Annotated in this window: 21 protein-coding genes and 1 pseudogene; 1 reads left to right on the forward strand and 21 read right to left on the reverse strand. The window is 62.8% G+C overall.

From position 1 onward, the window contains the following. Position 1: 1 nt before the first annotated feature. The 10 genes from HY921_05355 to HY921_05400 all read right to left on the reverse strand — a co-directional run bounded on the left by HY921_05355 (position 2) and on the right by HY921_05400 (position 11674). Entirely contained in the window at positions 2 to 721 is a 720-nt protein-coding gene (locus HY921_05355) for a 7-carboxy-7-deazaguanine synthase QueE (protein MBI5630292.1), read from the reverse strand. Between the two features lie 2 nt (positions 722 to 723). Further along, the gene (gene queC, locus HY921_05360; protein ID MBI5630293.1) at positions 724 to 1389 is read right to left on the reverse strand and encodes a 7-cyano-7-deazaguanine synthase QueC; all 666 of its coding nucleotides are present in this window, start codon (positions 1387 to 1389) and stop codon (positions 724 to 726) included. Positions 1390 to 1402: 13 nt separating this feature from the next. Further along, the gene (locus HY921_05365) at positions 1403 to 2179 is read right to left on the reverse strand and encodes a 3'-5' exonuclease (GenBank protein MBI5630294.1); all 777 of its coding nucleotides are present in this window, start codon (positions 2177 to 2179) and stop codon (positions 1403 to 1405) included. 13 nt (positions 2180 to 2192) lie between these two features. Further along, positions 2193 to 3563: a CPBP family intramembrane metalloprotease gene (locus tag HY921_05370; GenBank protein MBI5630295.1), complete on the reverse strand. Its 1371-nt coding sequence runs from the start codon at positions 3561 to 3563 to the stop codon at positions 2193 to 2195. A 225-nt stretch (positions 3564 to 3788) separates the two neighbouring features. Then, positions 3789 to 5111 (reverse strand): FAD-dependent oxidoreductase, encoded by a 1323-nt coding sequence (locus tag HY921_05375; GenBank protein ID MBI5630296.1) that lies wholly within the window; start codon positions 5109 to 5111, stop codon positions 3789 to 3791. Next, positions 5108 to 6133: an undecaprenyl/decaprenyl-phosphate alpha-N-acetylglucosaminyl 1-phosphate transferase gene (locus HY921_05380; GenBank protein ID MBI5630297.1), complete on the reverse strand. Its 1026-nt coding sequence runs from the start codon at positions 6131 to 6133 to the stop codon at positions 5108 to 5110. Before HY921_05380 ends, HY921_05375 begins: the two co-directional genes overlap by 4 nt. Further along, positions 6130 to 8106 carry a hypothetical protein gene (locus HY921_05385; GenBank protein ID MBI5630298.1) on the reverse strand — a complete coding sequence of 659 codons (1977 nt, stop codon included), beginning with the start codon at positions 8104 to 8106 and terminating at the stop codon, positions 6130 to 6132. The genes HY921_05380 and HY921_05385 overlap by 4 nt, the downstream gene beginning before the upstream one ends. Next, the gene (locus HY921_05390) at positions 8106 to 8873 is read right to left on the reverse strand and encodes a glycosyltransferase family 2 protein (protein MBI5630299.1); all 768 of its coding nucleotides are present in this window, start codon (positions 8871 to 8873) and stop codon (positions 8106 to 8108) included. Before HY921_05390 ends, HY921_05385 begins: the two co-directional genes overlap by 1 nt. A gap of 42 nt (positions 8874 to 8915) precedes the next feature. Further along, entirely contained in the window at positions 8916 to 10562 is a 1647-nt protein-coding gene (locus HY921_05395) for a glycosyltransferase family 39 protein (protein MBI5630300.1), read from the reverse strand. Further along, on the reverse strand, positions 10559 to 11674 hold the full coding sequence (locus HY921_05400) for a DegT/DnrJ/EryC1/StrS family aminotransferase (GenBank protein MBI5630301.1): 1116 nt from the start codon (positions 11672 to 11674) through the stop codon (positions 10559 to 10561). The genes HY921_05395 and HY921_05400 overlap by 4 nt, the downstream gene beginning before the upstream one ends. A 55-nt stretch (positions 11675 to 11729) precedes the next feature. On the opposite strand from HY921_05400, the gene HY921_05405 reads away from it, so the two are divergent. Further along, positions 11730 to 13493 (forward strand): ABC transporter ATP-binding protein, encoded by a 1764-nt coding sequence (locus HY921_05405; protein MBI5630302.1) that lies wholly within the window; start codon positions 11730 to 11732, stop codon positions 13491 to 13493. Positions 13494 to 13514: 21 nt separating this feature from the next. On the opposite strand, the gene HY921_05410 is transcribed toward HY921_05405, so the two are convergent. From HY921_05410 to HY921_05460, 11 genes and pseudogenes are all read right to left on the reverse strand, one after another. Continuing rightward, positions 13515 to 13952, reverse strand: coding sequence for a hypothetical protein (locus HY921_05410; protein ID MBI5630303.1), 438 nt, complete (start codon positions 13950 to 13952; stop codon positions 13515 to 13517). Between the two features lie 3 nt (positions 13953 to 13955). Further along, positions 13956 to 14213, reverse strand: a complete 258-nt coding sequence (locus HY921_05415) for a type II toxin-antitoxin system RelE/ParE family toxin (GenBank protein ID MBI5630304.1) — start codon at positions 14211 to 14213, stop codon at positions 13956 to 13958. Continuing rightward, positions 14210 to 14458, reverse strand: coding sequence for a type II toxin-antitoxin system Phd/YefM family antitoxin (locus HY921_05420; GenBank protein MBI5630305.1), 249 nt, complete (start codon positions 14456 to 14458; stop codon positions 14210 to 14212). Before HY921_05420 ends, HY921_05415 begins: the two co-directional genes overlap by 4 nt. Positions 14459 to 14497: 39 nt before the next feature. Continuing rightward, positions 14498 to 14827 (reverse strand): cupin domain-containing protein, encoded by a 330-nt coding sequence (locus tag HY921_05425; protein MBI5630306.1) that lies wholly within the window; start codon positions 14825 to 14827, stop codon positions 14498 to 14500. After that, positions 14824 to 15055 (reverse strand): annotated as a pseudogene (locus tag HY921_05430) (hypothetical protein). The gene HY921_05425 and the pseudogene HY921_05430 overlap by 4 nt, the downstream one beginning before the upstream one ends. Then, positions 15052 to 16245: a glycosyltransferase family 39 protein gene (locus HY921_05435; protein MBI5630307.1), complete on the reverse strand. Its 1194-nt coding sequence runs from the start codon at positions 16243 to 16245 to the stop codon at positions 15052 to 15054. The pseudogene HY921_05430 and the gene HY921_05435 overlap by 4 nt, the downstream one beginning before the upstream one ends. Further along, on the reverse strand, positions 16232 to 16924 hold the full coding sequence (locus tag HY921_05440; protein ID MBI5630308.1) for a nucleotidyltransferase family protein: 693 nt from the start codon (positions 16922 to 16924) through the stop codon (positions 16232 to 16234). The genes HY921_05435 and HY921_05440 overlap by 14 nt, the downstream gene beginning before the upstream one ends. After that, on the reverse strand, positions 16921 to 17913 hold the full coding sequence (locus tag HY921_05445; GenBank protein MBI5630309.1) for a GHMP kinase: 993 nt from the start codon (positions 17911 to 17913) through the stop codon (positions 16921 to 16923). The genes HY921_05440 and HY921_05445 overlap by 4 nt, the downstream gene beginning before the upstream one ends. Beyond that, positions 17910 to 18968: a Gfo/Idh/MocA family oxidoreductase gene (locus HY921_05450; GenBank protein ID MBI5630310.1), complete on the reverse strand. Its 1059-nt coding sequence runs from the start codon at positions 18966 to 18968 to the stop codon at positions 17910 to 17912. Before HY921_05450 ends, HY921_05445 begins: the two co-directional genes overlap by 4 nt. Next, the gene (locus tag HY921_05455) at positions 18965 to 19684 is read right to left on the reverse strand and encodes a glycosyltransferase family 2 protein (protein MBI5630311.1); all 720 of its coding nucleotides are present in this window, start codon (positions 19682 to 19684) and stop codon (positions 18965 to 18967) included. Before HY921_05455 ends, HY921_05450 begins: the two co-directional genes overlap by 4 nt. After that, positions 19681 to 20307, reverse strand: coding sequence for an SIS domain-containing protein (locus HY921_05460; protein ID MBI5630312.1), 627 nt, complete (start codon positions 20305 to 20307; stop codon positions 19681 to 19683). Before HY921_05460 ends, HY921_05455 begins: the two co-directional genes overlap by 4 nt. Between the last annotated feature and the right edge of the window lie 102 nt (positions 20308 to 20409).

Genomic DNA, 20409 nt, shown 5'->3' on the forward strand with positions numbered 1-20409 from the left:
CTTAAGGCAGTCCCCAAACCGGATGCCACTGGGGAATGATCCGGACATCCTTGAGGAGGGCCCGAGCCTGGCGCAGGAACCGGATGGCGAGCTCGGGCGCCACGGGCTCGACCCCTAAGCGTGGGGTGGCGGGCTGGAGGACAAGCGTGACATCGGGCGAGCCTTCCTGCATCAGGCGGATGACTTGCCGCCACTCGGCCGGAGTGGAGCGGGATGTCAGGACCACCTTCACGAAAGTATTCTTGGGCGCGATCCGCAGGAATTCCAGATGCTCGGACCACGTCTGCCTCCCCGTGGCCGAGGGAAGCTTCACATCCATGGCCACGACGTCGCAAAGCCCCGCCACCTGGCGCAGGGCACCGACGCGGGTGCCGTTGGTCTCCAAATAATTCCGAAAGCCCTTTCCCCGCGCCCAGGCCATCATGGGCTTTAGAAAAGGGACATGCAGCAAAGGCTCCCCTCCGGTCCAAGAGACGGCCTCCGGCCTCTTCTCCTTGGCCAAGGCCGCGATTTTCTCCTCCACTTGAGACCGGCTCCACAAGGCTCCCGAGGGAATGGGAATGGTCTCTGGCTCGTCGCAGTAGTCGCAATGGAGGTTGCAGCCGCCAAAGCGCACGAATATCTGCCTTTGCCCAAGATAGAGCCCTTCCCCCTGGAGGGAAGAGAATATTCGCACGATGCGGGCTGCATTTGAATTAGCGAGCTTGGCTGTCTCGGCCATTTTTAGCTCAGAGCGGGATCGGCGACGCCGACCTCGTAAAATCCCTTGGCCCTGAGCTTGCAGGAGTCGCATTTCCCGCAGGGACGCTGCCCGCCTCTATAGCAAGACCAGGTGAGGGCAAGCGGGGCATTCACCTTCAAGGCGAGCTTGATGATGCCCTTCTTATCAAGACGGATAAGAGGTGCTAGGACCTCGAATTCCCGCCCCGCGGAACCCGAACGGCTTCCCAGCCTCGCCGCTTTCTCGAAAGCGGCGAGGTACCGGGGCCGGCAGTCGGGGTAGCCCGAGTAGTCAAGGGCATTGGCGCCGATCACGATGGCTTGAGCTCCCACCGCGTCGGCCAAGGACAGGGCCAAGGACAGGAAAACGGTGTTTCGTCCGGGAACGTAGGTGCTCGGCAACTCCCTGCCGATCTTCGGGAGGGGCAGATCGGGAAGAGCAAGCCCCTTGTTTATCAGCGAGCTGACCTTCAACCACGGGAGGGCGAGCTTTATCTCATGGAATTCAGCCCCGGCGCGCTTGGCCGCCTCTCGCGCCGCGTCGAGCTCCCGCCGGTGCCTCTGCCCATAGTCTATGGAGAGGGCCGAGAGGCCATAACCGCGCTTCTTGGCCCAAAACAAAGCCGTGGTGGAATCAAGGCCGCCGGAAAGAAGGACCACCGCTTTCATGAAAAGAGCCGGCCTATCGCCGGACCGGGAATTTCCCGGCAAGGGCGTCGCGGCAGATCTGGGCCAGCTCCTGGGTGGTCTTCTCGGCCCTCATCAGCCATTCCAAATAGGACCGCTCCTTCTGCACCACCTCGCGCAAGGTCAAGGTCCTGTGCTTGCCGAAATTGAAGCTCGCCTCGCCGTTGCGCCAGACGAATTTCCCTTCGGAGTCCACGTTCCTGTCGTCGCGCTCCTGGCAGAGCGCGCTCAAGGCCCCCAGGTCCCGCGGGAGGGCCTCGTAGCGCTGGACCTGGCCCCAAAAAACCTCGAAGGAGGCCCGAGCGTCGGGCTCGGCGCGGTGGGCGTCGGTCAGCTCCTTGCCGCAGTAGAATTTATAGGCCGCGGTGAGGTTGCGGGGCTCCATCTTGCGGAAGATATGGAGCGAGTCCACGAGCTTGCGCCCGTTGGTGGGAAAATCGAAGCCCGCGCGCTTGATCTCGGCCTGGAGGATGGGCACGTCGAACTTGAGTATGCCGAAGCCCCCCAGGTCGGCCTCCCCGATGAACTCCAGTATCCGGGGCGCCACGTCCTTGAAGAAGGGCTGGTCTCGCACCATCTCATCTGTGATGTGGTGCACCGCCACGGCCTCTATCGGGATGGGCATGCCTGGATTGACCAAGGAGGAGAAGCTCTGTTCGGCGCCGTCGGGCAGGCGCTTGACGAGGGCTATGTCCACGATCCTGTCGTGCGCGGGGGACACGCCCGTGGCCTCTATGTCGAAGAAAACCAGGGGCTTTTCGAGCTTAAGCATGGGAGATAGAGAATTATAGCATTCCGGAAGCGGCACGACGCCGAACCGCCCTTGAGACCGGGAGCGGCCTCGGAGTCCAGCGCAGCAACAGATAAAACAGAACCGCTAAGAATGCCAGGCTGGGCCAGCCCATCGCGGGGCTGATGCCGTATAGAATCCCAAAAAGCGATATCTCGTTTACCCCGCAGAACTCGATCAACAGGTTCAATGCCGTATGCGCCGCGACCGCGGGAGCCAAGCCTCCCTTATGATAGAGGAGGGCAAAAACCAGCCCGCCAAGCACCCTGGACACGAATATGCGGCCTACAAATCCGTAGGCGAAAATGTGCCTGGCGCTAAATACCAGCGAGGACACGATGAAAGCCGCCCATAGGCCGGCTTTCGAGGCGCCGTATTTCTCTCGAAGACCGCCAAAAAGAAAGCGGCGGAATAAGATTTCCTCTCCCAAAGCGCTCAAAAATATATTGGCACTATAAGAAAACAGAGGACCCAAAACCATCTCCCCAACAACCAGATGAAGACCCGTGACCGCGGCTGCGTAAACAAACGTGAGAACATGCTTATTCGTTAAACGGAGGAACTTTACAATCTCTCGGGCGGTTAAAACTTTCAGCGTTGTCGTCAAGGCCTGGTAAATTAAGAACGCCGCGAACCCAGCCCAAGGAGAAACCTGCTGGAGCATGGCCATGAGATCCATATCGAGAGCATCCTGCGCATGGTCCACCGGCCCAATGGCAAAGGCCGCGGCCAATACAGATCCCGGAACGGCCAAAGCACCGATCAAGGCCCCAAAAAACGTGGTGCCCGCCGGACGGCTCTCCAAGAATACGGGAAAACCGATCCGCGAATTTGCTCGGTCGGGCGCGCTGGCCGGATTGGCGGGCGGCAGCCGAGCCGCCCCGCCGCCGCTTCTTTCCGGCACGACTACGGCAGGGCTGGACTCCCCTTGGCCCGCGATCCGAAGACCGTCAAAAAACCCCTCGATGGCCCCAAGGCGTCCCAGGAGGTCGCTGGAAAATGCGTCCCGGGCCATGCCGGCCTCGCTCCGGGTAATCCTCGAAAGAAGGCTTTGCGCCTCGGGATGGGCGGCAATGACGCGGGCCATTTCCGCGAGGACTTTCAGATTCGCGGGCCCGATCAGCCGCCGCATGCGCTCCCGAACCTCGGGATTGACGCCGGCGTTCTCCTTGAGCATTGCCGGACGTCCTAGGAGAGAGAAGACGACGCTCCCCAATTCATCGTGGTGGGCCAACTCTTCCCCTTGGGCATTGACCACCTCGGCCGGAAGATGTCCGCTATTCAGGAAGCTCTCAAGGACTTGCGGCTGGCTCAAGGCCGATAAGGAAGGCCGAAAAACGCGCCCGGCTGTCGCCTGGATTCTCATTGATCCCTTGCCTGATTAAAGCCTGCGAGGCAAGGGCAAGACCGCGCGGCAATAACAGCGGCCCCGAGCGGGACCGACCCCTCCCGGCCATGGCCGAGGAAGGGAACACGGACCAGGCAAGAGACACAGCCGCCGCGCAAGCGGTCGCCCTACGCGCGAAAGATCGCATGGCACAGGATGACCCGATCCGGAAGTTCTTTCCAGGGGCTTTATGCCCAGCGAGCACTAGGCCGAAAGGCCTAGATTCTCGGCGCAGCGCTTGCCGTCCAGGACGGCCTCCTCCATGAAGGAATACTTCCAGGCGCCGTAGCGGCCGATGGAATCGGCACCCATTCTTTTGAGGTGGGCGAAAATCGCCTCCACGGCCCGAGTGCGGTCGAAGTCGTAGACCACGTACGCGCAAGGAATGGGGGTCCAGAGCTTGGCGATGATCTTGTCGGAGGACTTGAGCAGGCCCGAGCCGCGCAGGCCGCGCAAGATCGCGTTTTCCATGCGCTTGAGGTCTATCCTCTCCCCGGGCTTGCGCGAGAGCTCGATGTAAAGGGAGCTAGCGCCTTTTGGCGCGGCGAGCTTGGAAAAATTATTGTAAAAGCCCACCCGATAGAACGGATACTTCTTCTCCGGGAAATAGATCCAATGCTTCTCGGAGACATCCGGGCGCCCCACCCCCAAATTGAGGCAATACACCGTATTCCAGCGAAGCTTGCGCCGCGCCTCCAGGACGGAAGCCGGCAAGGGCGAGGCCAGGTCGAGGAATTGGGGCAAGGGCACGGTGTTGACCAGGCGCTTGTAGGAGATCTCCCCCACCCCCCGCGCCACCGCCACGCGCTCGCGCAAATCCACGGAAACGACGGCATGCCCTGCCAGGAACTGGCCGGCCTCAAGCCTGGCCGCCAAGGCGTCCGGCAAGGCCTGGATCCCGCCGCGGACGGGGTAGCGGAACGCCGCGTTGTAGCCGAAAAGCTCCTTCTGCTCCATCAAGGCCCCGCGCAGGACCTCGGAGGTCTTGGGTCTCGGGATAAAGCGCCCCTGCCATTGGGTGGTGAGCTTCGCGAGAGGCATCCTCCAGAGTTTCTCATTATAAGGGAACATGAAATGCCGGCATATCCCCTCCCCGAACTGGCGCAGGCACCAGTCCTTGAAGGAGGGGTCCGACCCCAAGCCCCGCTTGGGCGGCCGGTGGATCGTCTTCAAGAAGCCCAGCACGCACTCCTCGATCACGCGATCTGGCAGGCCGTAGGTGTTGGCTTGGAAGGGATAGCGCGCGTAGCGGCCGGCAAGATAAATCCAGGATTTCCTCTGGTGCGAGGCGACATTCCCGGCGAGAAGCTCCATGACGAGCTTCTCGCCATAGGAGTCATGCAGATGCAGGAGATGGCCGGTATGGTCGAAGACAAAGCCCTCGTGGTTGATGGAACCGGCCAAGCCTCCGGGGCGCGGGTTCTTCTCCAGCACCAAGGAGCCGAGCCGGCCTCCTTGGTTTAGATGGTAGGCGGCCGACAATCCGGCCAGCCCCCCGCCCAGGATCAAGACGTCGGTTTTTATCACGGGCGCATCACGACCTGGGCCAAGGCCTTGGAGAGGAGCAGAAGCTCGGCCAGGATCACGGCGTAAATGCACAGGGCGAACCCCAAGGGCAGCACAGTCACGAGAAACGCGCAGAAGGCAAGGAAGAGCCCCGCGCCCGCGGCCAGGCAGACGATACGGCCGCGGGAGTAGCCGAGCTTCTCCAGGCGTAAGGCAAAATGATCCTTGGAGCCGAGGAACGGTGACTCTCCCTGGCGGATCCTCAGGATCATGACGAAGAAGGTGTCGTACATGGGGATGAGGAGGATCAAAAGCGGGGCGAAAACCCCCAAAGGATTGATCTCGCTGTATTTGGTCCCCAAGGCCAAAGCCGAGAGGACGAAGCCCAGGAAAAGGCTGCCGCAGTCTCCCATGAATATCTTGCGGCGAGGGGAGATGTTCCAGGGAATGAACCCCAGCGCGGCCCCGGCCAAGGCCGCGGAGGCGAAGTTGACGTAAAGCTCCTCGGAGGGAAGCGAAATCATCAAGAAGCCCAAGGCCGCGATGGCGGCTTGGCTGGCGCTCAAGCCGTCCATGATGTCTATGATGTTGAAGGCGTTGGTGATCCCGACCACCCAAAGCACGGTCAGGCCCACGGCCAAATAATCCGGGCTCAGGAAGCGGATGCGGATCCCGAAATAGAGAAGGAGGAAAGCGGCCGCCATCTGCACCGTGAATTTGGGCTTAAAGTGGAGGCCGTAGGGCTTTTTCAAGTCGTCCACGACGCCTAGAAGGAAGACCAAGGTCCCCCCGACAATCAAGGCGCGCAGGGTCCGAAGCGTCCCGGTCGGGAAATTGGTGAGGAGGCGAAGCATCACCAAGGTCCCGACGAAGCCGCAGTAAATGGCTATGCCCCCCAAGGACGGGGTCGAGGTCTTGTGGGTCTTGATCGCGGAGGAGGGCTGATCCATCCAGCCCCGGCGCAGGGCGAGGGCTCTGACCAGCGGGGTCAAGGCGAAGGAGAGGACCCAGGAAGCTCCCAAGGCGTACAGGTAGAGCCTCACAGCACCTTCACTTTGTACAAGGCGCAAGCGGGACCCTGGAAAACCGGCTCCAAGTACTGGTCAAGGCCCGCCCAGTTCCGGGCGGCGCGCGCGCTCGCCGGGCCCAGGGCCGGGGCCAGGCGGGCGGCCTCGCGGGGGACGTAGAGGACGGTCGAGAATCCCTCCCCGCGAATCCTCCTAGCCAGAGCCGCGGGATCCGAGGCTTCAGCGCCCCAGGACAGGTAGCGGTTGGGAGCATTCACCGTCGCTGCCTCGTGCTCGCCCTTGACGTAATAGCCGCGCTGCTCGCCCACCACGAGGACGGCGCCGCCGTTCCCCGCGGAATCCGCCCGGCGGGCGCAGGGATAATAGTCGAGGCGACGCGATAGGAACTCCTCGCGGCTTTGCAGCCCGAAAAGAAGCTCGGGAACCCTCAAAAGCCCGGCCTCCACGTAGCCGAATAGGAAGAGATGGGCCCCTATGAAGAAACCCATGGCCGAAGCCAAAGCTCTCCGCCCCCAGGCCTCGAGCCCGTCCCACAATTTATGAAGACCGCTTCCCGCCAAAAGGCATAAAAGAGGAAGAATCGCCGCCAAAAAGCGCAGGACCTCGGCCGTGAAAAACCACACGCCGAAATAGGCCAGGCAGAACCAAGAAAGGCCCCTCAAGAATTGATTTTTCCACCCGGCCCAGATTCCAACCGGCAAGAGCCAAAACACCGCTTCCCAGCCGAGCCCCCCTAATACGTCGGCTCCCCCTCCAAAACGGGGGTCGTTGGTCAGCAGCCTCAAGGGCAGGAGGAGAAGGTCCTTCCCAAGGGATCCGACGTGCCCGTATTCGGTGAAGACGTGGAAATACGCTTCGGACGACCGGGAGCTCCAGCCCGTGCGGGTCATGGGAAACCAGCGGTAGAAAAACGGAAACACGGGATTGCCCACGGCCAGGAAGTTCTTGGCGAGCCACGGGATAAATAGAGCCGTCACAATCCCGACGAATACGCCCAAGTCCGCGGCCGCGGCGCGCCTTTGGGCCCGATGCGCGCGCAAAGCCGCCGCGGCCAGCGGAACCGCCAGGAGTGCTGCAGTGGCGCCGGCGTAGTACTTGGTGCCCAAGGCCAGGCCCGTGAAAAGGGCGGAAAGGCAGAGCCAGGAGCGAGGCCCCGCGCCGGGGCTGAGCTGCCTCCAGCGCAGATAAGAGAAAACCGCTGCCGTGCTCCAAAGCATGGCCAAGGGCTCCACGTAGGTGGTGGCCGAGAGGAGCATGGCGCTCGTGTGCGTGGCCAAGAGAAGGCAGGAGAGAAGCACCGCGTTCATCGGGGCTTCGCGCTTTCCCATCTCGAATATCCAGCACAGGCTCAAGGCCGTGGCCAGCCACATGAGCATTTGGGCCATGAGATCCGATTTCAGGACCAAGGCCAAGGCGAAGAGCATTTCCCCGTTCTGGGGAAAGTGCGAAAAAATCAAATGCGGGGGATAGGAGAATCCCCCGGCCCGGACATAGGCCTGGGGTAGGGCCAGGTGGTAGACCAAGGAGTCGTACTGATGGGGAGGAACCCAGGTCATCCAGAAGCACAGGAGCAGGGGCAGGAAAATCGCGACCGAGGCCAGAGGCCTCTCGCGCAAGAGATTGCGGTCCGCCGCCAGTGAAGCGAGCATGGGCCGCATCTCGGTGAAGCCGACCACCCATAGCAGGGAAAGCAACAGGATCACGGCCCAAAGATTGAGGAGCCCGCAGGCGGCCAGCATGAAGGACCCAAGGCTTAAGACCCCGAGGCCGAGGCTTGCGCCGATCAAGGTTTTCTGGGAATCGCTGACGTCCGCGAGATTCAAGAAGCCCGCGAAAACCCGCCCGCTTCCGGCCGCAGTCAAGGCGACGAGGCTGAAGAGCAAGGTCGCCCAGAGTCCCTCCTCCGCCGCCGGCCCGCAATAGCGCGCCACGGTCGTTACCGCCAGGAGGAGGCTCGCGGCCGCGGCAAAGCCCGAAGGCCGGCTCATTATCCCCGCGTGGCGCCGTGTTTCGGAGTGAGGAGGGCTAAGGAAACAAGGCCCAGGCGATGGACCAAGAACTGGGCCAGCACCCAAAGAGCGGAAAGGCCGTAAACCACGCTGCGCCTAAAATTGATGGAGGACGCTTCGGGGAAATAACGCGCAGCCACCGGCACGTCTCCCACGCGGAACTGGCAGGCCGCGGCTTGGATCAAGAATTGCTGATCGAAGACGAAGTCGTCGGAGTTCATCTCCCAGGGCAAGGTCTCGAGGACTTGCCGAGAATAGGCCCTAAGCCCCGAGTGCCATTCCCCCAGATTTTGCCCGGTCAGGAAATTCTCAAGTCCCGTCAGCAGGCGGTTGAAGACGTACTTGTAGAGCGGCATCCCCCCCTTCAAGGCCTCCCAGCGGGTGCGGATGCGGTTGCCCAGGACCACGTCGCAGACCCCGGCCGAGATGAGCCCGCTCATGATCGGGGCCAGGCGCGCGTCGTACTGGTAGTCGGGGTGGATCATGATGACGATGTCGGCCCCGCGCTTCAAGGCCTCGGCATAGCAGGTCTTCTGGTTGCCGCCGTAGCCGAGGTTTTTTTCATGGATGATGGTCGTCAGGCCCAGGCGCCTGGCCGCCGCGACCGTGCCGTCCTTGGAGCAGTCGTCCACCAGGATAATCTCGGAGACGGCCCCGGGCGGGATGTCGCGCACCGTTTTCTCAAGCGTTTTCTCCGCGTTGTAAGCGGGCAAAACCGCGATGACCTTGAGCTTGGCTCCTGGCATATGCGTACTATTAAACTACAATTTGCTCAAAAAGTTAAAAAGTTAGCGCATGATTCCGTACACTTGGAGGACCGGGCCGTTGAGGCGGCCTGGGACCGGGGAGAAGGTCCGCAGAAGCCGCCCATCCCGGGCCAGCTCCTCGAAGAACATCGCGTACTCGGGCTCGCGGTCGGGGCGCGCCCCGTAGCTCGAGGTGACGACGTACCGGATGCGCAGGGCCTTGGCCACGTCGAGACCCGGGCGCACGTCCGCGTACGAGGAATCGGCCTGGGAGAGGGCCACGTGGCGGGGGGACGCGTCCATACCCCGGGCGGAGTGCTGGATGCGGTAGATGCGGTAGCCGCCTCCGGGGTGGAAGTCGGCCATGGCGCGGTAAAGCCTCGCCCGTGGGGAGCCCAGCCGCCGCGTCCTTTCCCATAGCTCGAGGGCTTGCTCCCGCGCCATGGGAAGGCCCGGAGAGGCGTCCGGCTGGTCGAGAAGAACAGCCTCCCCGGCTGGAATGTTCTCCCGGATCCAGCGGGCCGCTTCCTGACGAGTATCCGCACGCCTCATCTCGCGGTCGAGGCTGAGGCAGGACAAAAATCCCGGGAGCACCACGATCAAGGCCGCCGCGGCCGCAAGCCAAGCCTTTCTTGGACGCTCGATCCAAGAGAGCCCCCGAGAGGCCAGGAAAGCCAAGCCCGGGTAGCCTCCCGCCAAATAGCGCGGCCAGCCCCCGTCGGGATTGCCGCTCAAGGCAAGTATGTAGAAAAGAAGCGGGCCGGCCGAAAGAAGGGCGAGTCTCGACCGCCCCGCGGCCAGAAGGAAAAATCCCAGGAGACACGCCGCTCCCCCCGCCAGGCCGGAGCCGGAAAAACCCGCCATGTTGGCGAGGATGGACTTGAGGAGCTCCCGGCGGTTGACGGGATAGAGCGCGGCCTGCTCCATGTGATCCCGTATCCCGGCCCAGAAGCCCGGGAAATCGAGGAGGGCGTAGGGCGTGCCCGCGAGAAACCCCAAGCCCAGGGCCGCCAAGCCCTCGAGAAGGAAGCGGTGCGGCCTCTCGGAGAGCCTCAGCACATGGGCCAAGGGAAGAAGGGACCAAAGCGGCAGGGCGGTGTACTGGGCGGAGAATGCGAGCCCCAAGAAAAACCCGCAGGCCCAGTAAGAAAGGCGACCGCCCTCGCGCTGGAGGCGGAAAGCCCAATACCAGCCCGCGGCCGCCAGAAAAAACATCAGGGAGTCTGGCTTGGCGGCATGGCCGAGCTCGGATAAAACGGGCGAGAAGGCCAGCAGGATGGCTCCCCAGGCAAGGCCCTCTCCGCCCGGGCGGGCCTCCCGCTCCATTTTCCAGACCCAAGCAAGTCCGGCCACGCTGAAAAAGGCGGAGAGGACTCTTCCCATCAAATAAAAGGGCGCGGGATGCCAGGCGAAATGCCCCACGAAGGCGCCCAAGCCGCGGCAAAGGCCGAGGCATGACCAAAGTAGGAAGTATAGGCCGTAAAGGATGAAAAGAAGGTATGGCCATAGCGTCGGGTACTTGAAGGCATAGGGCCTGAGGCTTCCCCCGCCGAAAGAAACGGCCAAATTGACCAGGTGCGGCTCGTCGCCGTTGAAGGTATGAGGAAGGCCCCAAGCAATCCCTACAAGACGAACCAGCAAGGCCGAGAAGAGCAACGCCGAAAGGCCGGCGAGGCCTCGCCGGCTCATGGCGCGCCGCGGCAGAACACGCGCGCCGCCTCGGCCACGCGCGAAAGCTGCGGGGCCTCAAGCTCGGGATACAAGGGAAGCGACAATATCTCGGAGGCGGCCTTTTCCGCCTCGGGAAAATCGCCCTCTCGGCCGAGCCAGGGACCGAGGGCCGGCTGAAGATGCGCGGGCCGAGGATAATGCACGTCGGCTTGTATCCCCAGGGCCTGGAGCTTGGCCAACAGCGCGTCGCGACGCGCGTGACGCACCACGAAAAGATGGCAGTTGGAAATTCGATCTTGCTCTTCCTCGACGAAAGAGAGGCCCGCAAGTCCGGCGAGGGCCTGGCGGTACGTTTGGGCGTGCCGGCGCCGGGCCGCGTTCCAAAGGTCCAAATGCGCAAGCTTGGCCGAGAGCACCGCGGCCTGCACATCCGCCATTCTCTCGTTTCCCGCCAGGGCGTCGTGGTAGTTTTTCTTCTCGGAGCCGTGATTGCGCAAGGCGCGCAAAGCCCGGGCCAAGGCCTCGTCGTCGGTCGCCACGGCCCCCGCGTCCCCATAGGCCCCCAGGTTTTTCCCGGGGTAGAAGCTGAAGGCCGCGGCCCGGGCCAAAGACCCGGCCTTGCGGCCCTTATAAAGGGAGCCCGCGGCCTGGGCCGCGTCTTCGAGCAGTATGAGACCTCTCCTCCTGGAGAGGTCTCGGAAGTTTGCCATGTCCGCCGGCTGCCCGTAGAGATGCACCGGCAAGATGACCTTGGTCTTCGAGGTGAGGACTTTTTCCACCTGGACGGGGTCCAGGTTTAGCGTGCGCGGCTCCACGTCCGCGAAGACAGGCTTGGCCCCGCAAAGGAGGATCGCCTCGACCGTGGCGAAAAAGGTGAGCGGGGTCGTCACCACCTCGTCGCCCGGCCCCACCCCGCAGGCCTTGAGCAGGAGCCAAAGGGCCGAGGTCCCCGAGGAGACTCCCACGCAATATTTGACGCCGAGGTAAGCGGCGAACTCCCGCTCGAAACTTTCCACGGCCGGGCCCAGGACGAAGTGCTGGCTTGCCAGCACTGGGGCGAGGGCTTGGCCGATCTCGGCGCGGATGGACTGGTCCTGGGCCTTGAGGTCAACTAAGGGGATGGTCTCCACAGCCAGGAGATTCTACCCTCTTTAAGAAGACTTTTGCACCGTGGTACAATGCGTCATGGCTCCCTCCCCGCCGCTCTCGCGCCTGCTGCGCTACGCCTCCAAGCACCGGCGCCGGGTGCGGCTCGCCTCGGCCTGCTCGGCCGCCAACAAATTCTTCGACATCGCGCCCGAGCTCCTCATCGGCATGGCCGTGGACGTCGTGGTCAAGGGCCGACGATCGCTGATGGCCGGCTGGGGGCTCGCAGACCCCATGGCCCAGCTCGCGGTCCTGGCTGGGCTCACGCTGGCCATCTGGGTGCTCGAGTCCCTGTTCGAGTACTTCTACCAAATCCTTTGGAGGAATCTCGCGCAGACGATCCAGCACGAGCTCCGTATGGACGCCTACTCCCATGTCCAGCGCCTCGACATGGCCTATTTCGAGGAGCAGAGCACGGGAAGCCTCGTGGCCACGCTCAACGACGATATCAACCAGCTCGAGCGCTTCTTGAACGGCGGGGCCAACGACCTCATCCAGGTCTTCTTCTCCGCGGCCCTAATAGGGGCCATCTTCTTCTACCTGGCCCCGCTCGTGGCCTTCTTCGCCATGCTGCCGATCCCGGCGATTCTGGCCGGGGCCTTCTGGTACCAGAAGCGCGCCGAGCCCCTCTACGCCGCGGTGCGCGACCAGGCCGCGGCGATCTCGGCGCGGCTCTCCAACAGCATCTCCGGCATCGCCACGATCAAGAGCTACACCGCCGAGGAGCGGGAGCTGGAGCGCCTTCGGGCCGAGAGCCTCGAATACACCCGCGCCAACGCCCGGGCCATACGCATGAGCTCGGCCTTCATCCCCATCATACGCATGGCGATATTGGCCGGGTTTCTCGCGACCTTGGTCCTAGGAGGAAGAATGGCGCTCCAGGGAACCTTGGCCGTAGGCTCCTACAGCGTCCTGGTTTTCCTCACCCAGCGCCTCCTTTGGCCCCTCACGGGGCTGGCGGAGACCGTGGATCTCTACCAGCGCGCCATGGCCTCGGCGCGGCGGGTGCTGGACTTGATCGGAACCCCGGTCGCGCTCGTCCATGGGGGCAAGCCTCTTTTAAGGAAGGACGTCCGGGGCGAGCTCCGCTTCACGAATGTTTCCTTCTCCTACCGCGGAAGAGCCCCGGCTCTGCGGAACATTTCCCTCGCCATCCCGGCCGGGAGCACCGCCGCCTTCGTAGGGCCGACGGGCTCTGGAAAAACCACCTTGACCAAGCTCCTCCTGCGCTTCCACGACCCCAATGAAGGCCGCATCACTCTCGATGGGACCGACATCACCGAGTTCGACCCGCGGGCCCTCAGGCAAGCCATCGGCTTTGTGAGCCAGGATATCTTCCTTTTCCACGGCAGCGCCCGGGAGAACATCGCCTACGGCGGCGCGGAGGGAGGAAACGGCAAGGTAGAAAGCGCCGCGAAAGCGGCCGAAGCCCACGAGTTCCTGGTCCAGTTGCCCCAGGGCTACGACACGGTGGTGGGCGAGCGCGGCCAAAAGCTCTCCGGCGGCCAGCGCCAGCGCCTGGCCATCGCGCGCGCCGTGCTCAAGGATCCGCCCATTTTGGTCCTGGACGAGGCGACCTCCGCGGTGGACAACGAGACCGAAGCCGCCATCCAGAAGTCTTTGGATCGCATCGTGGTCGGCCGCACCACCATCATGGTCGCCCACCGCCTCTCCACCATCGTCAAGGCCGACCGCATCTTCGTCCTGGACAAGGGCCGGATCGCCGAGTCCGGCAGCCATCCTCAACTCCTAGCCCTTCGCGGCATTTACGCCGGGCTCTGGCACGTGCAGACGGGCGCCTAGAAGCAGTCGGTATGCGCCGGATTACGTCTTGACCCACGATCCCAAAGCCTCGAGCGCCGAGCCCTCGCTGAGTTTTCGGTATTGCTTCAACACCTCAGTCGGAACCCATTTTGGGAACGCGACATCGCGGCTGATGTGGCGACCGGAGGAGGTATGCTCCTGGCGGACCCGCGCCAACTGCTTGGCCGAGAAGCGGTAGCCTAGCCGGACCAAGGCGGGCCAAAGCCTTTTATGGACCAAGGTGATCTTGCCGCCTACGAGCCGGCAAACCAGAACATCGGGCGACTCCGTCACGTTTCCGAGAATCGCGAATATCGCCTGACCCTTGGGATGGCCCCACCAGCTGCCCTTGATAGACTCGCCCGCGATGAAATCAACCAGGCTCGGGACGGGGCCTTTCGCCGAGACCAGAACCACCCCCTGCTTGCGGACAAAATCCAGCGCCTTGTCGGCGGTCATGGCTCAAGTGTCATAGACTTCCCGGCGATGGCCGACCGTCAAAACCAATACGACCAGCTCTGCCTTCCGAACCTTGTATAAGATGCGCCAGTCTCCGACCCGATAGGACCATCTGTCGCTGAGCAGTCCCGTCAGGCGTTTGCCGAGCTCCGGGTGCTGGGAGAGCCTTATTATGGCTTTTTCGACGCGCTCCTTGACGGCGCGATCGAGCTTTCGAATGCGGCGGGCCGCCTCCTCGGTGTAGAGGACGCGGTAGGTCATTTGAATATGTCTTCGTGCTCCACGAGGCGCCGCGCCCTCTCGTCTTCCTCCGCTTTAAGCAAGGACAGCATCAGCTTCTTGTCGGCCAGGATCTCCAAGGTTTCGAGCTCCTCCGGAGACACGAGAACCGCCGAAGGGGTTCCATTCCTGGTGATGACGACGCGCTCGCGCTTTTTCCTGCCGATGGAGGCCACCATCTCGGGCAGATGCGCCCGGACATAGGAGACTGGAGCGATTTTTGTCATTGTTTCACCTCCGGCCATATTGTACATTATTCTGTACAATTATGCCACTGCCGACACGACCTCAACGCCGTCTCGCTCCACGACGCCTAAGAAAACGGCTTCTTGGAGCGCGACCAAGCGGTGAACCTCTCCGGGGCCGGCAAACACATGATCGCCCGGGCCCAGGATTTGCGAGCAATACTCGACGCTCCCTTCGATTAAAAATATCTGTTCCCACCCCGGGTGCTTGTGAAACGGAAATGAAGACCCCCTCGCGAGCTTGAGAAGGGCCGTGCCTCCCCCGGCATCATTGCGCCATAGCCAACAGAAGGCGATGCCCTCGTACACGGTGGGGTTCCACTGCCTATCCTTGGCTAACGAGAAAATCATGACTGAACCTCCCTTGCGAACGCGACGACATGCCCATCGGGGTCGAGGCTGTACGCCGCCTCATGGCCCCAGTCCCGCATCAATAGAGGGCTCAACTCCCGCGCCCTCGCTCAAGCGGAACTCGGTCATTCCCGGAACGTCGAGCTGGGGCTTCAGGCCCAAGACGCGCCCGTAAAAGGCCGCGCTTCTATTCTGGTCCGAGACGTATAAAATGAAATGCGCTTTCACGCCGCGTTCTCCCGACGGCTGTACCCCGCCCCGGCCAATACGGCCAGGAATGGGATTAGGGGCAGACGGTAGCGCAGGTTGCTCGCGAAAACGGAATGAAGCAAGGTGAGGTGAAAAACCCAAGCAATAAAAAATAGAAGAACAGGTTTTTCATGCATGAATCTCCAACTCCCCATCAGGGCTCCGGCAAATAAGAGCAACGAAAAGACTCCCGCTCCCCAGCGCGCCAGCGCAGAATGGGGCGGGCCGGGGCTCAAGCGCCAGAACTTGAGGGCTTTGCGCCAACAAAGCCTCAGGAACTCTCCCGGATGAGCCCCGATCCAGGCCTTGGCCTTGGCCGCGAAGTGCGCGTCCACGGCAAAGGGATCGGAAAGCCCCAGGGCCTTGGCCTCCGCCCCCATGGCGGCGGGCCTTTTGTGATGGACCTCGTCGGGGTCCACGGTCAATCCTTCGTAAAGATTCCATCCACCTTGGACCGAGACGGGGACAAAGCGCCCGTAGCGCAGGTAATTGCGCGCGGTCCAGGGGACCAGCGAGAGAGCCCAGACGACCCCGCATAGCCCGATCAGCCGCACCCAGCGCGGCTGGAAGCGGCGTAGGAAAAAAGCCGCAACAGCGAGAACCGCACCGAAAGGAAGAAGCACCCCTCGCACCACGGTGGCGAGTCCCCCGGCCAGGCCGGCCAGCGCGGCCTCGAAATCGCTCCCCTTTTGCCAAGCCTCGCTCCAGTGCAGGAAGAACCCCGTCACGAGAAAGAGAAAAAGAGTTTCCGGCATGAACCGGGCGTTAAAATACACGAGCATGGGATCAAAAGCCGTGAAGAGGCCCGCCAGCAAAGTGGCTTGCCGGTTAAAGCCGAGCCGCCTGGAGAGTCGCGAGCTTAAGGGTGCGAGGCTCGCGCCGAGACCGAACTGGACCCAGCGCGCCGCGGTAAGCCCCCAATCCCCGGCCCGCAGAAATGGGGCCAAGAAAATGGAATAGCCCGGTGGGTGCGTAAGAAAGGGCTCAGGCCCGTGGCCCAGAAAGGAGCGGGCCATGGCGATATAGACCCCGTCGTCGTATAGTCCGTCGTCGGAGTAGCCAAACAATCTTCCGGAAAAGGCCGCCCAAGCCAAACGCAGGCCCAAGGCCAGGAAAAAAAGCGCCAGCTCGTCCCGGGGAAGGCCCAGGGCCTCGTCAGGTTCGGACAAAATCGCTCCACTCCCGGCAGGCCCTCTCGTAGCTCTCGAGCGTTCCGATGTCCAGGACTCGCTCCAGGGGGAATCCGAAACACTCCCCGCTCCATTTTGGGAAAACGTCAAGACCTAGGTCCCCCCGGGCAGGCAAACGGTCCAGAAATTCCGAGCCGGCCAAATAAACTCCGGCCGCGGCCAGATCGGACTTGGGTCGGGCGGGCTTTTCCTCGAAGCGCAGCACGCGCCCACCCGGCCCCAGCTCCACGATACCGGCACTCCGAGGATCGGGAGCCTGGAACAGGCCCAAGGTGAGCTTGGAACGGCTCTCTCGATGAAACGCGGCCATGCTCGAGAGATCGTCTCCAACCACGGTATCGGCGTAGAGAATCCAATACGCGGATTCGCCCCGCACGAAGGTCTTGTTGGCGGCCAAGGTACCGGCGGAACCTAGTAGTTCCGTTTCGTGGAACAAATGGACCTTAACCGCGTAGCGGTTGGCGTCGAAGAATCCCCTCACCTGTTCGGCTTTGTAATGCGTATTGATCAGGACCTCCTCGACGCCGAGGCGTTCGAGGAAGTTCATCTGCCAATGCAGAAGAGGCCGCCCGCCCAGGGGCGCTAAGCACTTGGGCAAGGACTTGGTGACGGAGGGAAGCCTTGTCCCCAGGCCCGCGGCCAGGAGAAAGGCCCTCACTTCCAGATGCGGCGCTTCATGTTGAACACGATCTTGCTGCCGTCGGGCTCAAGGGCGATGGGGAGCTCCCGGCGGCCGTCCAACGCGGCGCGGACCGCGGCCCTCTTCATCTCCGGAACGAAAAGAAGGAAAAAGCCCCCGCCCCCGGCCCCGGTGATCTTGCCTCCCTCGGCCCCGCTGGCCTTGGCCGCGGCATAGAATTCATCGATCAAGGGATCACTGACACCCTCGGCCAAAGACTTCTTGAGGAGCCAATTCTCATCGAGGATTTTCCCCAAAACGTCCACATCTCCAGACTCCAAGGCTCGCCGCGCGCGCGCGGCCAGCGCTGCGATTCGGTCAAGGTTCGCGCTGTTAGCGCGAGCCTGGAAGCGCTCTTGCTTTAAGATGTCATGGGCGCTTCGGGTCTTGCCGGTGTAATAAAGGAGAAGACTGCTCTCGAGCTTTCTCAGGATTCTAGTGTCTGCCGCGGGACTTGCGACCTCCACGGCACCGCCTTCCCTGAAGGTGAAAAACCGTACTCCCCCGTAGGCCGCGATGTACTGATCCTGGCGGCCGATGGGCCTGCCGCAGCGCTCGAGCTCTACCTCGCAGGCCTGCCGAGCCAAGGTCTCGGCATCCACTTGGCGGCCCTGGAAGGCGTGGAAGGCGTTCAAAAGGCCCACGGTCAGGGCCGAGGAGGAGCCCAGGCCCGAGCCCTCCGACGGGATGTCGGCCAAGGTCGTGACCTCGAAGCCTCGCTCGAGGCCCGCGATTTTCATGGCCTCGCGCGCAAGCTCGTGCTGGACCTTGCCGACCGTGGAGACCCTCTCCTTGCGCCGGCCGTAATTGACGTGGATCTCGTCGTCGAAGCGCTCCTGGATGATGACGTGCACGTACTTGTCTATGGCGCAGGAAAGAACTCGCCCAGGCTTCTTGTCGCAGTAGAAAGGAATGTCCGTTCCGCCCCCGGCCAGGCTCACGCGTAAAGGCGTTTGGGAGATAATCATTTGAAAGGAATAGTCTTGCCGCCGCCCGCCGCCGAACGGCAGGCGGCCTCCAATATCTCGACCACCCGGACCCCGATCTCGGGGCCGCTCAAGGGCTGGCGCTTGGCGCGGATGGCGTCCAGGAAATCCATCGCCTCTTTCCTCAACGGCTCATCGGGCAGAAGGGCGGGGATCGAAATATCCCCGGCCCCGTAATAAAGCGTCTTTTTCCCCCGCGCCGCCGCGCCCACCCGGGTGTCCTTGCCGGGAAACACCAGTCTTACCTTCTCGAAGGGCTCCACGTCGTCGTAAAAGGCCGAGCCCTTCTCGGCGTAAACCTCGACGCGTCTGATCCTGCGGCTGGAAAGCCAGCTCACGTGGATGCGGGCCACGACCCCGCGCGTAAAGGCGATCTCGATGAAAGCCGCCTCGTCCAAGCGTTCCTGGAGGTAGCGCCGCCCCGTAGCCCGCACCGACAGCGGGCGCGACCCCGCCAAGGCCAAGGCCAAGGCCGCGTCATGGGGGGCCATGTCCCAGATCACGTCATGCTTGGGCTCCGGCGGGCCGGGATTGACCCGGACCATGTCCATGTAAAGCGGCCGGCCAAGCTTGCTCGGAACTAAAGACTCCTGCAGGACCTTCACGGCAGGGTGATAGAGGAATACGTGCCCCACCCCCAGGCAGAGCTTCTTCTGCGCGGCAAGCCGCGCAAGTTCCCGGGCCTCGGCCGAGGAATGGGCCATGGGCTTCTCTATGAAAACGTGCTTGCCCGCCTTAAGCGCGGCGCGGGCTATGGGGAAATGGGTCACCACCTCGGTGGCCACGATCACAGCGTCCACCTCGGGGTCGCGCAGAGCGGCCTCGGCGCTTTCCGAGGCCTTGAGATGGGGATAGCGCTCCAAGGCCCAGGCCCGTCGGCCGGGCTTCAAGTCGCAGAGCCACTTCACTTTGGAGCCCGGTATCTCCTGGAACACCCGGAGAAGGTTCGGCCCCCAATAGCCGCAGCCGATTTGCGCTAGTAGGACCTCTCTCCTTTCGAGAGAGGTCCTGGGTGAGTGTTTTTTCTTGCCGTTCATGACTTGATGTCGAAAGTCAGGTAGACAATCGGCCTCAAATTGCCGATCCAATCCACCACAGGACGTATCTTAGTATAACGGCGGTAGGCGCTCAAATCGGGATATATCTTGGTCACCGGCACCTCGCAGACCTTGTAGCCCAGAAAGAGCGCTTTGAGCTGAAGATAGTATTCCAGCTCCCCTCTATTAAGCCATTCCTGGTCGAGATTGATCCGCTGGTCCTTGAGGAGGGAGGCCCGGATCGCGCGGAATCCGTTGGTGGCGTCGGTGATGGGAAATCCCGTGGCCAGGCGCACGAGCCAGGGATAGGCCCGCGTCAATATCACGCGGTGAAGGGGCATCTTGCCGTAGGCCCCGCCCCGAGCGTAGCGCGAGCCCTGCACGTAGTCGTAGCCTCGGCTGGCGATGGGCTCGATGAGCCGGGGGATCTCGGCGGGATCGTCCTTGTCGTTTCCGGCCATGACGACGAGAATTCCGTAGCCCTTCTTGAGCCCGTAGCGGAGCCCCGTGCGGATGGCGGCCCCCACCCCCACGGTCTTCTCATGGCGCAGGACCGTGGCCCCGGCGGCGGCGGCCTCCTCGTCGCTGCCATCGTAGGAGGCGTCGGAAACCGCCACCACCTCGGCCACCACCCCGGGGGGAATGCGCGAGAGCGCCCGCCCGATCTTGCCTTTTTCGTTGTAGACCGGGACTATGACCGCGATCCCGTCTTTCACGCCTTCTGCTTCAAGTAGAACGTGATGATGTGGGCCAGGCTCATGTGCATGTCCTCGATCACCCCGTACTGGTCCGAGGGGACGAGCAAGGCCAAATCGGCCAAGGACTTGAGCTTGCCGCCGTCAAAGCCGAGCCAGGCGAGGGTCTTGGCCCGGCGCGCCTTGGCGAACTTGGCGGCCGAGATGAGGTTGGGGGAATTTCCGGAGCCGCTCAGCATCAAGACCACGTCGCCGGGCTTCAAGATGTTCTCCAACTGACGGGAGAACACCGCGTCAAAGGAGATATCGTTTCCCACCGCCGTGATAAAGGCGTTATTGTCGCACAAGGACAGGCAGCGCACCAAGGGCTGGTCGGTCCGGGCCGCGGTTTTCGAGAAATCCACGGCGATGTGGGAGGCGCTCGCGGCCGAGCCCCCATCGCCGATCACGTAAATCGTCCGCCCCTTGGCCTGGGCCTCGACGATCACGGCCGCCATGCGCCCCACGAGCTCCAGGTCCAAGCCCTCCCACTGGGCCGTGATCTGCCCGCGGTACCAGCGCGCGAACCCCCGGGCGTCGAGCCCACCCGGCCCCACGGCATAAGTCCGGCCGGGAAGAGTGCCTTTTATTTTCTTGCCCGCCATGTTCGCCCAGTATAGCAAAAGCGTTTCCCCTGGTCCCAATTCCACCTGGGCCGAATGCCCTTCGGATTCTAGGCCCTTTGGCTCATGACCCTCCTAAAAGTG

Source organism: Elusimicrobiota bacterium, from assembly GCA_016218575.1.
Classification (GTDB): domain Bacteria; phylum Elusimicrobiota; class Elusimicrobia; order UBA1565; family UBA9628; genus JACRDN01.